Below are 15,078 nucleotides of genomic sequence, written 5' to 3'. Positions count from 1 at the left end.
GGTCCCGCTCAAGGCAGCGGCGCGCCGCAGGCGCCGCAGAAACGGTCCTCGGGCCGCGCCGGATGGCCGTTGGCGCAGGCGCGGCTTGTGCCCGCGACGGCCTGGGCCTGGGCGTTCAGGGCCGTCTTGTTGACGTCGTTCTGCAACGCCAGCAGGTCGAGCTGGTGGCGCCGGTCCTTGTCGACCTCGAGCTCGCGCCGCGCCCGCTCGCGCTCCAGCGTTTCCTGGGCCAGCCGCAGCGCATCCATCGCGCTCATTGCGCCGCCGGCCGCAACCACGCCGGCCAGGGCCGCCAGCTGGTCGGCGTCCATGCCCGCGTGCACCCGCGTTTTCAGATAATCAGCCAATACGGCCGCATTCGGCGCGGCGGCCACGGCCAGCTTCGCCGTGTCGTCCATCTGTCCGATCGATTCGTTGCGCGCGATCTCGAGGCGCCCCAGTTCCAGGGCGTGCTGGCGCAGGCGCTCCTCGCCGAGCAGCTCGACCTCCTTCGCCGCGCGCGCCTGGCGGTGTTCGGCCTCGATCGTGCGCAGCAGCTTCTCGTGCTGGGCAATCGCCTCTTGCTGGCCGCCTTCGCGCCGCAAGGCCTCCAGGCGCTGCTTCACGGCCTCAGCTTCCAGGTCGTCGGCGCGCGAGTGTTCGCGCACACGGGCCTGGCCCTGCAGTTCGAGCCATTCCTCCTCACGCTCCAGCGCCCGCCGGCGCGCGGTGTTGGCCAGCACCAGCAGGTCGAACTGGGCCTTGTGTTCTTCCTCGTCGAGGGCGCGCGCGCGCTGCGCCGCCTCCTCCTCGAGCGCGCGCAGGCGCGCCAGTTCCGCGCGCTGGCGCGAGGCGTCTTCGATCTCCTTGGCCTGCTCGACCTTGTTGCGGATCTGCTGGGTCAACAGCTGCTGCGAGAAGCGCTGGCGCGCCAGCGTGCGCGCCTGCAGCGCTTCCTGCTGCGCCACTTCGAGCGCGCCGCGCATGCGGATCGCGGCCAGCCCCTGCAGCTGCCGCCACTCGGCCTGTTCCACCGCGCGCTGGCCGCGCCTTTGCGCCAGCTCGTGTTCGAGTTCGGCGAGGATCTCGCCGGCGCCGCGTTCGACGGCTTCGCGGCGCGACTTCGATTCTGCCACGCGCGCGAACAGGTCGAGTTCGCGCGCGCGCACGGCCTGCGCGCGTTCGGCGTTCGCCAGGGTCAGCTCGGCGCGATCCAGGGTCTCGTTCTGGCGCAGTCCCAGCTGGCGCAGGCGCAGGCGCGCGTTCTGCTCTTCGCGGGTGATCTTGTGCCACTCGCCTTCGTCGTACAGTTCCTCGAGCTGGCGCGCGTGCTCGAGCTTGACGCGGCGCTCGTCGGCCGCCAGCCACAGGGTGCCGATGCGGGCGCGGTTGGCGTCGAATTTATCGTGGCGCAGCGCCAGCGTGTCGACCGCAACGACGCCGAGGCCGTAGTCGGCCAGCAGCAGGCGCAGCGCACCCTGCAGGCGTTCGTCGAATTCGGCGCGCAGTTCGCGCCGTCCCGCCATCTCGCGCAGCGAACGCGCGCCGACGAACTCGGATGCCAGCTGGCGCACCGCGGGTGTGAGCAAATCGCGCAGCTGGCCGGTCGTCACGGTGCCGGGCATGGTCATGAAGTGGCGCGCAAAGGCCGGCACGTTTTCGATGCGCACGCTGACGCTGAACTGCGCGCCGACCGCGAGGTGCTCGGCGGTCTCGAGGTCGTCGAAGCTGAAGTCGACCGGCAACGCGCCCGTGCGCGTGACCAGGATCTCAGCGTGGCCGTCGCGCAGCAGGTGGTTCAGGCGCGAGAAGAAGCCCTCGATCTCGTATTCGCCCTGCGGCACTTCGGTGGCCTGGCCGCCCTGCAAAATGTAGGCGCGCGCGGTGGCCGGCACGCGCAGGGTTTTCACGAACAGGCCGGACAGCGCGCGCACGCCGAAGAACACGGCCAGTTCGTCGGGACCGGCGATCCAGCGGTTATCGACCAGCACCGGCGTGCGCGGCGCGCCCAGCGTGATGCCGCAGGCCGCGCAATAGCCGGCGCCGCCCGCATTCCTGTGCTCGCAGCGCGGGCAGCGGCTGCCGCCAAAACCGAACATCTGGGCCATGATCTCTTTCCTTTTGGTTGATGCGTATTCTAGATGATCCCGATACGGTCCACGCAGGCGAGGCTGGCGCCCTTGCTGCGCAGCGCATCGGCGAGGCCTGGAGGCAGGTCTGCTTCCCAGGCGCGCGGCAGCAGGACGCGGTCGCCGGCTTGCGCCTCGCGCGCGATCAGCGCGCACTTCGGGCCCAGTCCCTCGACCGTTTCCACCAGTCCCGCATGCCAGGCGCTGGAGGCGCCGCTGGCGATGATGCGCCCGCGCGGCACGAACTCACGGCCGCGCGCCAGGCGGTCGGCCAGCACCAGGGCCAGCTCGTAGGAACTGCCGTGCAGGCCGTCCTGGCCGAAGCGCACCGTTGTGCGCCAGCGCGCTTGCGCGGCGCCGTCGAAGTGGCGCGCACCGAGCAGGGCCTGGCGCACGGCCTGCTGGCGCACGCCGTCCATTCCCGGCACGCCGATCGCCTCGTCGCCGACATCTTCCCCCGGCGCCAAAGGATAGACGCTGACCTCGACCCAGCACAGGCTGTCGTTGATGCCGCCGCTGTGCAGCGGGAACCAGGCGCGTGCGCTGGAGACGGAAGCGGCGGCATCGGGCTGGCCAAGCAATGCACCGAGATGCTGCAGATTCCCAGGCCCGCCGCGCAGCGCATCGGCCGGCAGGTCCGCAACCTGGTGACCTTCGACGCGGCCGCGCTGCCAGTCGTCGGACCAGCCGTTCGCGATCGCCTCAAGCGGTAAAGCCAGCAGGCCGCGTACCGCGCGGTCGGCCAGCACCACGGCCAGCTCCCAGTCGCGCTCCTGCTCGCCGGGCGCGCGGTCCATGCCGATCACGACCTGGTCGCGGCTGTCGTAGCGCGCTTCCGTGTGGCGCGCCAGGCGCGCAACCAGCGCCATGCGCGCGGCCAGCCGGGGTGCGCCGGGGGCGCTGCACTTGACGTCGGCACGTCCGCCGCGCGGGCGGCGTGTCGCCGTGACGGTGACGAAGCCGCCGTCCTGCAGCCGGCTGCGCACCGACACGGTCTCGGGCCGTTTCAACAGAGGCGCGTTCATGCGACCTCCTCCGCCAGCACGCGCTTGCGCGCTTCCAGCTCGGCTTCGAGATTGGCGACGATGCGGTCAGCCTCGTCGAACAGCGCGTCGAGCCCCTCGTCTTCCGCCCGTTCCAGGCGCGCCAGCAAAGCCCAGGCTTCGTCGAGCGCGCCCGCCGCCCGCAGGCTGTGGCGCGCGCGGCGCAGCTGGTTCTGCTGGTCGAGCGGCTGGCCGGGCGCGGCCAGGCCGAGCGCCGGCATGGTCGATGCGGCCAGGCAGACCAGGTCCAGGCGCTGCAATAGAGCCTGCTGCTGGTGGAACAGGTCCTGGCCCTGAGGCAGCGCCGCCTGGCGCACGCGGCACATCACGCAGGGCAGTTCCAGGAACAGACGGCGCAAGGCGCGGGCATCGTCGCGCGCAGGGTCGGCGACGTCCTGCGCCGGTACGGGAAGATCGGGTATCACGACCGGCGCCGCAGCCTGCGCGCGCGCCGCCAGCCCGCGGGCAAAGTCGCGCGTGCCGGCCAGGTCGACCGGCACGCAATCGTCCACCGTCACGCCGAAGCGGGTGTACAGCAACTGGTTGAAACCGGCGCGGAAGGCATTCCATTCGTCCAGCGTGGTGCAGGGCGGCAGTTCGAGATTGCCCTGCGCCAGTTCGCGCTGCAGCGCCGCTTCGATGCGCGCGGCCAGCGCCGCCAGCGCCAGCTCGCCCGCCCCTTCGCTGGACAGGAACAAATCGAAGCGCTGCTGCGTCATGCGCGGGTCCGGGCTGTCGATCGCGAAGTGCACGCGCAGGCCGATCTCCGGCGCGGCGGCAAAGGGCACGAGATCGCATTCGTAGGGACCGGGATGGAAGCACCAGCCGCTCTCGTTCTCCGTCAGCGTCAAGCGGCCGCCGGCGGCGACGCGGCGCGTGTGGCCGCCTGCATCCACGGCGACGCCGACGGCGCCGGGCGGCAGCAGGCAGCCCGCGGGCGCGGGGCGGGCGACCAATTGCGTGCCGAGTCCCGTGGCATCGAAGGACGGTGCGCGCGCCATGCGCTTGAACAGGTCGAGCATCATCGCCTACACCGCCGCTTCCACGCTGAAGACGGCGCCGTGGCGCTGCAGGTGCGCCGCGGGTTCGTCCTCGAAAGGCCAAGCGCCTTCCAGCTCGCCGTCGCGGTCCAGGCGCCCAGCCAGCAGTTCCTGGCCCGCGCCGTCGAGCACGCGCAGGTGCGGCGACTCGCGCAGCAGGCGTGCTGCGAAAGGAGCGTCCGCCACCAGCTGCAGGATCACGCGCGCGCCATCGAGAAAATGCAGGCGCCAGCAACCGTCGTCGGTGGCCAGTTCCAATAAAGCCTGGCCGCTGTCGGCGGCGCGCAGCATGCCGCCGCTGCCGCGCCAGGTGTCGTTGGCGGCGGCGCGGCGCGCCAAGGCCAGCGTGCGCAGGCGGCGCGTCGTCAGCGGCGAGCCTTGCAAGGCGGCGCGTTCGGCCGGGCGCAGCGGACGGCTGCCGTCGAGCGCCGCGATCAGCACGGCGTCCGCCAGCATCAGGCGGTCGCCTTCGACCCGCGCGCCCAGCAGCAGGCGTTCGCGCAGCCTGGTATCGGTATTCGTCATTCGCTCCTCCTGCCTCTTTCATTCGATGATGCCGCCCCGTGCAGGCGCGCGATCGCGGCGTCGCGCCGCTTGCGCAGCGTCGGCAGCGACACGGCGTCGAGCGCCGCCAGCTGCGCCATGGTCGGCAGCGCATTCGTCGCCGGGTCGCGCCAGGCGTCCGGATAGCTGTCGTCCCCGGGGCCGAGCAGCTTCAGGTAGACGGCCAGGCGCACGGCGGGCGTTTCAAGCGCCAGCATGCGCGCGCTCCAGCTGTCGGGTTCTTGCGCTGCCGCCGCTGCCTGTACAAAGCCGGGGGGCAGTGAAACCAACTGCGCGCGCAGCGCCAGTTCGGGCTCGTTGGCCTCCAGACCGGCGTCCGGAAGCGGCGGCGCGTCCGCGTCGTCTTCGTCTTCCAGCGCTTCAAGGATCAAGTCCGGCCCCGGCGTGCTGCCCGCCTCGGATTCGTCCAGCACGCGCCAGTAGTCTTCCAGCCAGGCGGCCGAGGTGTCGGCATCCTGCAGCCAGTCGCGGTCGCGGTTGCTGGACAGGGCTTCGTATTCGCCGATCTCGGCCAGCATCTCGCCGATCTTCTCCGCGTTTTCCTTCAGGCTGTCGAAGCGCTTGGAGCGCGTGTGCAGCGGCCCGGGAGATCCCGTGAAGCGTTCCAGGGTGGCGCTCCAGCGCAGGATCCATTCGGGCCGGCAGCCGCGGATCGAGGCCAGCTGGCGCACTTCGATCGGCAGCACGCTGTCGAGCGGACGGCCGAGGATGGCGCCGACCTGGGCGCGGTGCTCGCGCCAGGCGGCGAACAGGCGCGCGATCTCGCCGTAGGCCGTGTCGAGCATGCGGTAGGCGTAGATACGGTTCGGGCTGCAGGGACGGCCGCAGGCCACCTGGTAGTTGTCGGCGTCGACCTTGTCGCGCAATAGCGCAAACATGTCGTTCACCTTCTTGCGCAGCAGCGCTTCGCCGCCGGGCTGGCGCCAGAAAGCAGGCTGGCGCGCGTGCTCGGCGGCCAGCGCTGTGCGCATGGCCTCCCAGTCGGCCGGACGCGCGGCCAGTTCGTAGGCCAGCAGCAGCGCCAGTTCGGCGACGCTGTCGCCATAGCTGTTGCCGGCCGCCTGTCCGCGCGGGCTGCGCGCGGCCGCGTGCAGGCGCTCGGCCAGCAGGTCCACGTACAGGCCTGGGCCTTCTTCGACCTGTGTCTCGGCAAGCAGCCCCGCCAGGTCGCAGTGCATGAACACGTCGAGTGAACAGGCGCCGAGCAGCTTGCGCACCTGCTCCCAGCCTGGTTCCTGATACCGGGTTCCCGGCAAACGCATACCTTCCTCTTGTTCCAGTGACGTATCCGCCCGATAAGGGATTTTGTAAATCATGCCACAGAAACACACAATCGAGGCGCGCTGGAGAGGCCTACTTGTCCTTCTGTTCAGGCTTTTGCGCCATGGTTCGCAGCAGGGCCGCGACGATCGGCGCCGCGTGCTCGCCGCCGGTCGCCTCGGAGCGGCTGACGAAGGCCGCGAAGGCGAGGCGCCGGGTCTGGCCCGGCAGGCTGCCCGGCTCGAGCCAGCCGGTGAACCAGACCGTGGCCTGGCCCTCGTCGCCGACGGGTGCGGTGCCGGTCTTGCCGAACAGGCCGGGGCGCAGGCGCTCGAATTCCGGCGCGCGGAAGGCGCTGGCCGCCGTGCCATGGGTGACCACGCCGTGCAGGCCGGCGCGGATGCGGTCCAGGCGCACGCCCAGCGGCGCACCCGGCGTGACCTCGGCCTGGCGTCCGTCGAGCGCCAGCAGCAGGCGCGGGTTGATCGCCCTGCCCTCGCCCACCGCGCCGGCCGCCAGCGCCATGTGCAGCGGCGTGGCCTGCATGCGCAGGCCGATCGCCATCTGGCGCAGCTCGTGGCGGGTGCCGATCGGGTCGAAGCCGGCGACGCTGGCCTGCAGCGCGTCCCAGTTCCGCCAGTCGTAGTCGGCCGGCAGCAGGCCGCCGTCGAGCGGCATGGGGCGTTCGAAGCCGAGCCGCTCGGCCATGTCGAGGATGGGGCGCACGCCGGTGAGTGCCGCCGCGTCGAGCGCGCGCAGGCTGGGCACGCCGCCCTGGGGCTTGCCCAGCAGGCTGGCGTCGCTCAGTTCCGCGCCCCAGGCGAACCAGGTGTTGAGGCTATAGGTGAGCGCCTGGGACAGGCCGAGTTTGCCGTCCTGGGCGCGCCGGTCGAGGGTGCCGTCGCGGAAGTTGGTGATGCGCGCACCGCTGCCGCCGAGCGGATAGGTGGCGCCGTCGGTGCGGAAGGCGTAGCCGCGCGCCGCGGCATAGGCGTTGATCCCGGCCAGCGGCATCCCGCCCAGCAGCGCGTCGAGCTGGGGATCGCGCTGCGCCGCCAGCTCCAGCCCCAGCGCGCTGACGATTTTGAAGGTCGAGCCGGGACTGCGCTCGGCCCCGCCGTCGTGCTGGAAGGCGCTCTGGCGCAGCGGGCTGCGCGCCGGATCGACGCGGTCGAAGTCGCGCAGCTCGGGCCAGGGGGCGTTCGCTGCCAGGCCGCTGCCGGCGGCGGCCAGGATGTCGCCGCTGCCGGTGTCGAGCACCACCAGGCCGGCTTGACGTTTGGCTGGCGGGTTCACGCCGCCGCTGCAGCGCGCGCCGTCCCACTGGCCGCGGCGCAGGCCGACGCAGTCGAGCACTGCCTGGCTGCTGCGCTGCAGGTCGAGATCGAGCGTGAGCGTGGCCGCGTGCGGTCGGCCGCTCGGTGCCGGCAAACGCGCCAGCATGCCGGCGATGCTGCTGCCGTGGCGCGCATCCAGTCCCAGCAGGGTCGCCAGGCCGGCAGCGCGCGCGGCGGCCGTCGCGCTGCCCGCTTCCCACAGCGGCGCGCCGCTCCTGTCGGCCAGCTGCACCGGCACCGGCGCGGCCGTGGCGGCCCGCGCCGGCTGTGCGATGGCTTGCCAGGCCAGCTGGCCATCGCGCACCTGCAGATGGCGATAGGCCGCGTCGCCATTGCCCCCCATCGCCGCCAGGTCGAGCGGGGCCGCTTCGATCACGATGCGGCGCACGCCCGGCTGCGGCGCCAGCACCAGTTCGCGCACCTCGTCGGGTGCGCTGCAGGCGCGTCCGCTGCAAACAGGACGGCTGCCGGCGACGGTGGCACCCTCGACCGACAGCACCCGCCCCGCCAGCATCAATTCGATGCGCTCGCCGCCGCGCGCGGGCGCCGCCAGCGTCAGGCTCAGGCGCGCGTTGGCGCCGTTCGCAGGCCAGTCGGCAATGCGCTGCCAGGGCGCCCAGCCTTGCGGCAGGCTGTCGAACAGGCGCGCGGCGCCCAGCGGCATGGCTTCGCTGGTGGCGGCCGCGATGGCGCCGGCCTGGGCCAGCCAGGCGGCTTGCGCACCGGGACGCAGGCGCCAGGCAAGCAGGCGCCGTTCGCCGTTGAAGACGCGGATCTGCTCGCGCACGTAGGCGCCGTCGGCGCGCGCATGCAGGCGCTCGAGCAGGCGCCGGCCGCCCGCATCGAGCACGACGCCGTCCCAGCTGCGCAGGTCGGCCGTGCGCTGGGCCGGATCGGCCGCGCGCCAGGCCGCCAGGTCGCGCGGGACGGTTTCGATCATGCCGCCCTTCGACAGGCGCACCAGGCCGCGCGCCAGCAGCTCGTCGAACAGCGCGCCGTCTTCCAGCGCCGCCGGCGCCTCGCCCGGCACGCGGTAGTCGCCGGGCGCCAGGCGCAGGCTGCGGGCCCGGCCGTGTTCGGGGAACGCGGCCACGAGCGCACCGCCCGCGCCGCCGGGGACGTACGAAGTCAGCACCAGGTCGCCGCCCTGGACGCAGGCGGCATTCGCGCGGCGCGTAATGCGCAGCGCCCGGTCCTCGCCCCAGACCAGCCAGCCTTCGCGTCCGAGCATCGCCATTCCCTTGCTGCCGCGCGCGATCGCGCCAGCGCCCACGTCGCCGATCCAGCGCGCGTCGCCCTGCCAGCCGAGGCGCAGGGCGCCGCCGAGCGAACCCGTGATGTCGACCTTCGGCATGCCCGCGCCGGCCAGCACGACGTTACGCAGCGTGAGCGCAGCGGCGCCGCCGGCGTTGCGCGCCGCCCAGCGCGCGGCCTCGGCGAACGGGTAGCCGATACGCAGCGGCGCCAGCCGTCCGCCGCTGCCCGCCAGCGCCTGGCTGCACAGGTCGATCACCACGGGCCGCTCGCCGCGCATGTGCGACACGACCAGCAAGGCCCCACCCGGCTGCGCACTCAGCGTGACGCCGGCGGTGGCGGGAACGCTGAACGAGATTCCCGGCAGCGCCGGCTGGAAGGCGCCCAGGCTGCGCACCGGCCCGCCGCTCGACGCGCCTGGGGCCAGCGCGGCCAGCGAGCGCGCGTGCTGGGCGATGAGCAGCGCACCCCCGAGCACCAGTCCAAGCGCGGGCAGCGCCAGCCACAGGCGCGGCCCCGGCTGCCAGGCGACGGCGGCAATCCGAGGCCTGCTGCGCACGCGCCCCGCACGCAGGTTGCGCGCGCGGCGCCATGCGCGGCCGCTTCCGGCCAACCCGGCCAGTCCGGCAAATACCGTGGCGAACATCGCTTCTCCCTCATCGCACGGCCGGGATCGGCCGCGTCCGCCCGTGTCTAGCGGAGGGGACGGGAAAAGCACGCCGTTAGCGCCGAGTTGAGCGACGTTGCGAGCGGCGCGTCGCACCCGCTTTTGTGCAGGCCATCCCGCTTTTCATGCACCTCGTCGCAATCCGATGGAGACAGGAAGGTCCTTTGGCTACAGTGCACACATCGCAAACCCACCCGCAAGGAGAAACACCGTGAACCTCGCCAAGCACATGGAAGCCGTTTTCGTCGTTGCCCTCGCCGCCGCCAGCTGCGCCAGCTTCGTCGGCAGCCCGCTGGAACAGGCCCAGGCCCGCCCGGCCGCCATCCAGGATTCGAGCATCGCCACCGAAACCAAGATGGCCGTGGTGGTGGTCAAGGGCAAGCGCCCGGGCACCGAACAGCCGACCGTGCTGGCCGAGCGCAAAGCCGGGAGCCGCATTTGATTGCCCGTGTGCGCCGGGGCGCCTGATCAGGCGTACCCGCGCACTCCTTCTTCCTTACCCCGCCTCACTTCTGTCGTACCCAGCTGCTGCAATCTGTTTCAGTTGTAAGCACATGCGTCAAACGCCCCATTTCGCTCAAGCGATTGATATATTGAATCATCCGCTTTTGGAGATGGAGAACGAACATGAAATCCCCCTTCGCCCTCGCTGCCCTGATCGCCCTCGGCGCCGCCTATGCGCCCCTGCCGTCGATGGCACAGAACGTCGAACTCTACATCGGCTCGGCCCCGCCGGCCCCGCTGTACGAACGCGCGCCCACCGTGCGCCGCGGCTACATCTGGTCGCCGGGTTACTGGGAGTGGCGCGGCCACCGCCACCACTGGGTACCGGGCAGCTACATCGTCGAACGTCCGGGCTACGTGTACGCGCCGCCGGCCTGGCAGCAACGCGGCGGCCGCTGGTACATGCAGCAGGGGTACTGGAGCCCGCGCGGCGACGGCTACCGCGGCCAGGGCTTCTACGACAATCGCGGCCGCCACGACGGCTACCGCGACGGCTATGCCTACCGCGACCGTGACCGCGACGGCGTGCCGGACCGCTACGAGCGCCATGGCCGCATGGGCGGGCGCGATACCGACCGCGACGGCATCCCGAACCGCTACGACCGCGATCTCGACAACGACGGCGTGCCGAACCGCCGCGACCGCGACATGGACGGCGACGGCGTCCGCAACGAGCGCGACTACCGTCCGGACAATCCGTACCGCCGATAATCGACGGCTGTCCTCCACCAAGCGCCCTGCGGGGCGCTTTTTTGCGTGCGCGATAAAAGCGGTTATGCTGTCGCGATGACCGAACTCGACCGCCTGCAAGGCGCCGCCAACCGTACCGAACTTGCCGCCAGCCGCAAGCTGGCCCTGCAACAAGAGCTCCCGCTGGAACAGGCGCTGCGCATCACGCTCGCCGCCAGCGCCGGCGCCGCCGGCCTGCCCGCCCTGCTGGCCGAACGCGCCGCCCTGCGCGAAGCCGAACGCGCCCGCGCACTGGCGCGCCGATCCGCCCGCGCCGCCGCGCTGGCCCTGCGCCAGGCGCGCCATGCCGGTGCGCCGACCGCCTGGCGCGCCTGGTTCGACGGTTCGGCGCGGCCCAATCCGGGCCGCTGCGGCATCGGCGCGCGCCTGCTCGGACCGAACGGCGAACTGGTCGAACTGTCGCAGGCAGCCGGTTACGGCAACAGCAGCGAGGCCGAGTACCTGGCCCTGATCGCCGTGCTGGAAGCGGCCCTGGCCCAGGGCGCGCGCGAGCTCACCGTCTACGGCGACAGCCGCGTCGTGCTCGACGACGTCGCCGCGCCGCCGGCTAAACGCGCCGCCGTGCTGCAAGCCTACCGCGAACGCGCGCTGGCCCTGCTGGCGCGCCTGCCCGGCACCACGCTGCGCTGGGTGCCGCGCCACAAGAACCTCGATGCCGACGCGCTCTCGCAGCGCGCCAGCAGCCCACCCGAACTGGAGTCCGATGCTGTCCCCTGAACTGAGCGCCTGGCGCCCGCGCCTGGTCGCCCTCGCCGCTTCCACCGCCGCGTCAATGGCCGATACCGATGGCGCCCACGACGCCAGCCACCTGGAGCGCGTCTGGCGCAGCGCCCAGGCCCTGCTCGAATACCACCCTGACGCCGACGCGCTGGTCGTGATGGCCGCCTGTTATCTGCACGACCTGGTCAACCTGCCGAAGGACCACCCCGAGCGTGCCCAGGCCTCGACCCGGGCGGCGCAGCTGGCCCGCAGCGAACTGGCCAAGCTCGGCTTTCCCGCCGGCCGGCTCGACGGCGTCGCCCACGCGATCGAAGCGCACAGCTTCTCGGCCGCGATCGCGCCGCGCACGATCGAGGCGAAGATCGTGCAGGATGCCGATCGCCTCGACGCCCTCGGCGCCGTCGGCCTGGCGCGCATGTTTTATATCTCGGGACGCATGGGCCGCGCGCTGGCGCACCCGGGCGATCCGCTCGCACTGGAGCGCGCCTACGACGACGGCGCCTGGACGCTCGACCACATCATGGTGAAGCTGGCGCGCCTGCCCGGCATGATGCAGCTGGAGGCCGGCCGCGCCCTGGCCGAGCGGCGCCTGGCGCGCCTGCTGGCCTTCCGCGACGAGTTCGCCGCCGAGTGGCTGGGCAAGGCCGCATGAGCGCCGTGCTGCCGCCTGCAACGAAGGCCCCGGCCGGCAAGCTCGGCTTCGTGCTGGTCAGCGTCTTCATCGACGTGCTCGGCATCGGTCTGATCATTCCGGTGATGCCGGTGCTGGTCGGCCAGTTCGTGCCAGGCCGCGACGAGCAGGCGCTGTGGTACGGCGTGCTGGCGGCCGTGTTCGGCCTGCTGCAATTCCTGTTCATGCCGATGCTGGGCGCGCTCAGCGACCGCGTCGGCCGCCGTCCCGTGCTGCTGTACTCGATGGGCGGGATGTGCCTGAACTTCCTGGTCACGGCCTGGGCGCCGAGCCTGGCCTGGCTCTTCGTCGGGCGCGCGATCGGCGGCGTGTCGGCGGCCAGCATGTCGGTCGCCTCGGCCTACGCCTCCGACGTCTCGACGACGGAGAACCGCGCCAAAAGCTTCGGCAAGATCGGCGCCGCCTTCGGCATCGGTTTCATTTGCGGTCCGGTGCTGGGCGGCCTGCTGGGCGAGATCTCGCTGACGCTGCCGTTCTGGGTGGCCGCCGGCCTGGCCGGGCTCAACCTGGTCTACGGCTGGCGCTTCGTTCCCGAATCCCTGCCCGAGCGCGTGCACGGCCCCTTCGACTGGCAGCGCGTGAATCCCCTGCACGCCTTGAAACGCCTGTTCGGACGCAAGGACGTCCGCGGCCTGGTGATCGTCTTCACGCTGAGCACCTTCGCCCAGATGATGACGCAAGGCACCTGGGTGTTGTATACCACCTTCCGCTTCGGATGGAGCCCGCGCGACAACGGCATCGCCCTGTTCTGCGTCGGCCTGGCCACCGTGATCGTGCAGGCCTGGCTGCTGGCCGTCCTGCTGAGGCGCCTGGGAGAAGCGCGCCTGGCGGTGCTGGGCCTGGCGTCGGGCGCGATCACCTATGTGCTCTACGGCCTGGCGACCCAGGGCTGGATGATGTACCTCTTCATCTGCTGCAACCTGCTGGCCTTCGCCGCCGGACCGGCCCTGCAGGGCATCGTCTCGCGCGCGACCGACGCCGGCGAGCAGGGAGAACTGATGGGCTCACTTCAGTCGATCAACAGCATCGGCGTCGTCCTAATGCCCCTGGTCGGCTCGGCCATCCTCGGCGCCGTGAGCCACCTGCCGCCGAGCGACCCGCGCATCGGCAGCACCTTTTTCCTGTCGGCCGCGATGCAAGCGCTGGCCGTGCTGGCGGCGCTGCGCTACTTCCGGCAGCGACGCAGGCGAGATGCCGCATGAAAACGCGTTTTTCCTGTCGAAAATCTTTACAGTGAGTAAACGCAATTGGACATGCAAAAACGCAACTAATTGATTTTTATAAAATATTTCCAGCTGGCACGGTTGTTGCTAAAGAGGAAGCAGTTCCAACCACTACCTGAGAGACAAGAACATGAGCATTCTGAAAAAACTCGGCTGCGCTGCAGCCATCGCCCTCGCCGCCGGCGCCGCGCAGGCAGAAGTCATGAACAACTGGACCTTCAACCCGATCGGCGGCGGCCTCGAAACCGGCCGCAACATCATTGAATACCTGGACGTCAACGGCAACGGTTTCATCCAGCTGACCAACACCGGCCCGACCTCGTTCAGCTTCGTGGAACACGCCGTGTTCAACATCGTCCAGGCGGACGGCAAAGGCGGCTTGAGCTCGCTCTTCCCGGTCGCCTACGCAGGCGGCAACATCACCGCGACGATGGAAGCAAAGGGTACCGGCAACTTCAGCGGCGCCTTCCAGTTCACCAGCGGCACCATCCGCATGTACCAGAACCCGGTGAACGACAAGTACGCCGGCACCGATGGCTACTATGGCGCCAACCTCGGCAACCTGATCGGCGAGTTCACGATCCTGGCAGGTGGCGGCGGCCGCGTGAACGCCAACGGAGACCCGACCAACAATGGCGACGTCAGCGTCTTCGCTACCGCGGCGAAAGGTGCGCTGGCTCCGGGCTACTTCTACAACAACAAGGACGTCGACATGTCCCAGTTGAAGAATTTCGCGTTCGCCTTCACCAACGCCAATACCGTCGGCTCGCCTGACAAAACCCTGGTCAGCGAACTCGTCTGCCAGTACTCCGGCTATACCGGCGCAGGCTGCCTCGCAGGCGCCACCCCAGGCACCTACAGCAACGTTCCAGGCAAGCAGTTCCTGGTCAGCAACAACGGCCAGTTCAAGTTCAACGAAGTGCCTGAGCCAGGTTCGGTCGCCCTGTTCGGCATCGCCCTGTTCGGCCTGGGCGCAATGCGCCGCCGCGTGAAGTAATTCACGTAGGCACCCGCTGCACTACAATGGCCCGGCTCTGCCGGGCCTTTTTTATTCCTCCACGCATATGAATGGATTCGTCATCGCCGCCGTCCTGTGCGCGGCCCTGATGCACGCGCTCTGGAACGTCCTGCTGAAACGGCACGCCGCCAGCGGCGTGCCGACGATGGCGATCGTGGCCGGCTCCGGCCTGCTGTGCGCCGCCGGCCTGCCCTTCGTGGCCGCGCCCGCTCCCGCCAGCTGGCCCTTCATCGCCGCCTCCGCCCTGGCGCAAACCGTCTACTACCGGCTGCTCGCCGCCACCTACCGCGACGGCGACCTCAGTCACGCCTACCCGCTGATGCGCGGCTGCGCGCCGCCCCTCGTCGCCCTGGCCGGTCTCGTCATGGGCGAACACCTGCGCCCGGGCCAATGGCTGGCCCTCGGCCTGGTCTGCGGCGGCGTGCTGGCGATCTTCCTCGACGCCCGGCGCCAGGCACGCGCGGACAGGCTTACGACCAGCCGCACCACGCTGCTGGCGCTGGCCACGGCCTGCGTCATCGCCCTGTACACCTTGATCGACGGCGTCGGGGTGCGCCGCTCCGGCGCGGCGGCGGGCTACACGATGTGGCTGTTCGCGCTGACCGCACTGGCGCTGGTGGCACAAGGGACGGCGCAGGAACGCCGTGCGCTGCTGGACGCGGCGCTTCGCCGGCCCGGCCTGCTATTGGGCGGCGGCGCATTGTCCGCGGCTTCCTACGGGATCGCGCTGTGGGCGATGACGCTGGCGCCGGTGGCGCTGGTGGCGGCCCTGCGCGAGACCTCGATCCTGTTCGCGGCGGCGATCGCCGCGCTGGTGCTGCGCGAGCGCATCGGCCGCGCGCGCCTGCTGGCGGTCGTATTGATCGCCTGCGGCGCCGCCGCGATGCGTTTAAGCTAGC

At 71.0% G+C, this 15,078-nt stretch carries 13 protein-coding genes; 7 read left to right on the top strand and 6 right to left on the bottom strand.

Translation table 11 applies throughout. The annotated features are described in order from the left end of the window. Positions 1-8 precede the first annotated feature (8 nt). From ACFPQ5_RS23345 to ACFPQ5_RS23320, 6 genes are all read right to left on the bottom strand, one after another. Entirely contained in the window at positions 9-2,087 is a 2,079-nt protein-coding gene (locus ACFPQ5_RS23345; RefSeq protein WP_379761308.1) for an SPFH domain-containing protein, read from the bottom strand. Positions 2,088-2,116: 29 nt separating this feature from the next. Beyond that, positions 2,117-3,133: a hypothetical protein gene (locus tag ACFPQ5_RS23340; RefSeq protein WP_379761306.1), complete on the bottom strand. Its 1,017-nt coding sequence runs from the start codon at positions 3,131-3,133 to the stop codon at positions 2,117-2,119. Next, the gene (locus ACFPQ5_RS23335) at positions 3,130-4,176 is read right to left on the bottom strand and encodes a hypothetical protein (RefSeq protein ID WP_379761304.1); all 1,047 of its coding nucleotides are present in this window, start codon (positions 4,174-4,176) and stop codon (positions 3,130-3,132) included. Before ACFPQ5_RS23335 ends, ACFPQ5_RS23340 begins: the two co-directional genes overlap by 4 nt. Positions 4,177-4,179: 3 nt before the next feature. Next, positions 4,180-4,716, bottom strand: coding sequence for a hypothetical protein (locus ACFPQ5_RS23330; RefSeq protein ID WP_379761302.1), 537 nt, complete (start codon positions 4,714-4,716; stop codon positions 4,180-4,182). Beyond that, the gene (locus tag ACFPQ5_RS23325; RefSeq protein ID WP_379761300.1) at positions 4,713-6,017 is read right to left on the bottom strand and encodes a hypothetical protein; all 1,305 of its coding nucleotides are present in this window, start codon (positions 6,015-6,017) and stop codon (positions 4,713-4,715) included. The genes ACFPQ5_RS23330 and ACFPQ5_RS23325 overlap by 4 nt, the downstream gene beginning before the upstream one ends. 91 nt (positions 6,018-6,108) lie before the next feature. Then, entirely contained in the window at positions 6,109-9,252 is a 3,144-nt protein-coding gene (locus tag ACFPQ5_RS23320; RefSeq protein ID WP_379761298.1) for a penicillin-binding transpeptidase domain-containing protein, read from the bottom strand. 232 nt (positions 9,253-9,484) lie between these two features. On the opposite strand from ACFPQ5_RS23320, the gene ACFPQ5_RS23315 reads away from it, so the two are divergent. The 7 genes from ACFPQ5_RS23315 to ACFPQ5_RS23285 all read left to right on the top strand — a co-directional run bounded on the left by ACFPQ5_RS23315 (position 9,485) and on the right by ACFPQ5_RS23285 (position 15,077). After that, the gene (locus ACFPQ5_RS23315; protein ID WP_379761296.1) at positions 9,485-9,715 is read left to right on the top strand and encodes a hypothetical protein; all 231 of its coding nucleotides are present in this window, start codon (positions 9,485-9,487) and stop codon (positions 9,713-9,715) included. 185 nt (positions 9,716-9,900) lie between these two features. After that, positions 9,901-10,488 carry a YXWGXW repeat-containing protein gene (locus ACFPQ5_RS23310; protein WP_379761294.1) on the top strand — a complete coding sequence of 196 codons (588 nt, stop codon included), beginning with the start codon at positions 9,901-9,903 and terminating at the stop codon, positions 10,486-10,488. Between the two features lie 75 nt (positions 10,489-10,563). After that, complete coding sequence (locus ACFPQ5_RS23305; protein ID WP_379761292.1) at positions 10,564-11,244, top strand: ribonuclease HI family protein; 681 nt, start codon at positions 10,564-10,566, stop codon at positions 11,242-11,244. Beyond that, on the top strand, positions 11,231-11,899 hold the full coding sequence (locus tag ACFPQ5_RS23300) for an HD domain-containing protein (protein WP_379761406.1): 669 nt from the start codon (positions 11,231-11,233) through the stop codon (positions 11,897-11,899). The genes ACFPQ5_RS23305 and ACFPQ5_RS23300 overlap by 14 nt, the downstream gene beginning before the upstream one ends. Then, positions 11,896-13,140 (top strand): TCR/Tet family MFS transporter, encoded by a 1,245-nt coding sequence (locus ACFPQ5_RS23295; protein ID WP_379761290.1) that lies wholly within the window; start codon positions 11,896-11,898, stop codon positions 13,138-13,140. Before ACFPQ5_RS23300 ends, ACFPQ5_RS23295 begins: the two co-directional genes overlap by 4 nt. 151 nt (positions 13,141-13,291) lie before the next feature. Beyond that, positions 13,292-14,158 carry a flocculation-associated PEP-CTERM protein PepA gene (gene pepA, locus ACFPQ5_RS23290; RefSeq protein WP_379761289.1) on the top strand — a complete coding sequence of 289 codons (867 nt, stop codon included), beginning with the start codon at positions 13,292-13,294 and terminating at the stop codon, positions 14,156-14,158. A 67-nt stretch (positions 14,159-14,225) separates the two neighbouring features. Next, a complete protein-coding gene (locus ACFPQ5_RS23285; RefSeq protein WP_379761287.1) occupies positions 14,226-15,077 on the top strand; it encodes an EamA family transporter in 852 nt (283 codons plus the stop codon). Position 15,078 lies beyond the last annotated feature (1 nt).

Origin of the sequence: Massilia suwonensis, assembly GCF_042655665.1 — a bacterium.
Taxonomy (GTDB): Bacteria; Pseudomonadota; Gammaproteobacteria; order Burkholderiales; family Burkholderiaceae_D; genus Telluria; species Telluria suwonensis.
Note: the sequence above shows the minus strand (reverse complement) of the source record. Positions and strands in the feature narration are given on the sequence as shown.

Coding starts and splice junctions, on each gene's coding strand:
- ACFPQ5_RS23345 (WP_379761308.1), bottom strand. CDS start 2,087: ATGGCCCAGATGTTCGGTTTTGGCGGCAGCCGCTGCCCGCGCTGCGAG.
- ACFPQ5_RS23340 (WP_379761306.1), bottom strand. CDS start 3,133: ATGAACGCGCCTCTGTTGAAACGGCCCGAGACCGTGTCGGTGCGCAGC.
- ACFPQ5_RS23335 (WP_379761304.1), bottom strand. CDS start 4,176: ATGATGCTCGACCTGTTCAAGCGCATGGCGCGCGCACCGTCCTTCGAT.
- ACFPQ5_RS23330 (WP_379761302.1), bottom strand. CDS start 4,716: ATGACGAATACCGATACCAGGCTGCGCGAACGCCTGCTGCTGGGCGCG.
- ACFPQ5_RS23325 (WP_379761300.1), bottom strand. CDS start 6,017: ATGCGTTTGCCGGGAACCCGGTATCAGGAACCAGGCTGGGAGCAGGTG.
- ACFPQ5_RS23320 (WP_379761298.1), bottom strand. CDS start 9,252: ATGTTCGCCACGGTATTTGCCGGACTGGCCGGGTTGGCCGGAAGCGGC.
- ACFPQ5_RS23310 (WP_379761294.1), top strand. CDS start 9,901: ATGAAATCCCCCTTCGCCCTCGCTGCCCTGATCGCCCTCGGCGCCGCC.
- ACFPQ5_RS23305 (WP_379761292.1), top strand. CDS start 10,564: ATGACCGAACTCGACCGCCTGCAAGGCGCCGCCAACCGTACCGAACTT.
- ACFPQ5_RS23300 (WP_379761406.1), top strand. CDS start 11,231: ATGCTGTCCCCTGAACTGAGCGCCTGGCGCCCGCGCCTGGTCGCCCTC.
- ACFPQ5_RS23295 (WP_379761290.1), top strand. CDS start 11,896: ATGAGCGCCGTGCTGCCGCCTGCAACGAAGGCCCCGGCCGGCAAGCTC.
- pepA (WP_379761289.1), top strand. CDS start 13,292: ATGAGCATTCTGAAAAAACTCGGCTGCGCTGCAGCCATCGCCCTCGCC.
- ACFPQ5_RS23285 (WP_379761287.1), top strand. CDS start 14,226: ATGAATGGATTCGTCATCGCCGCCGTCCTGTGCGCGGCCCTGATGCAC.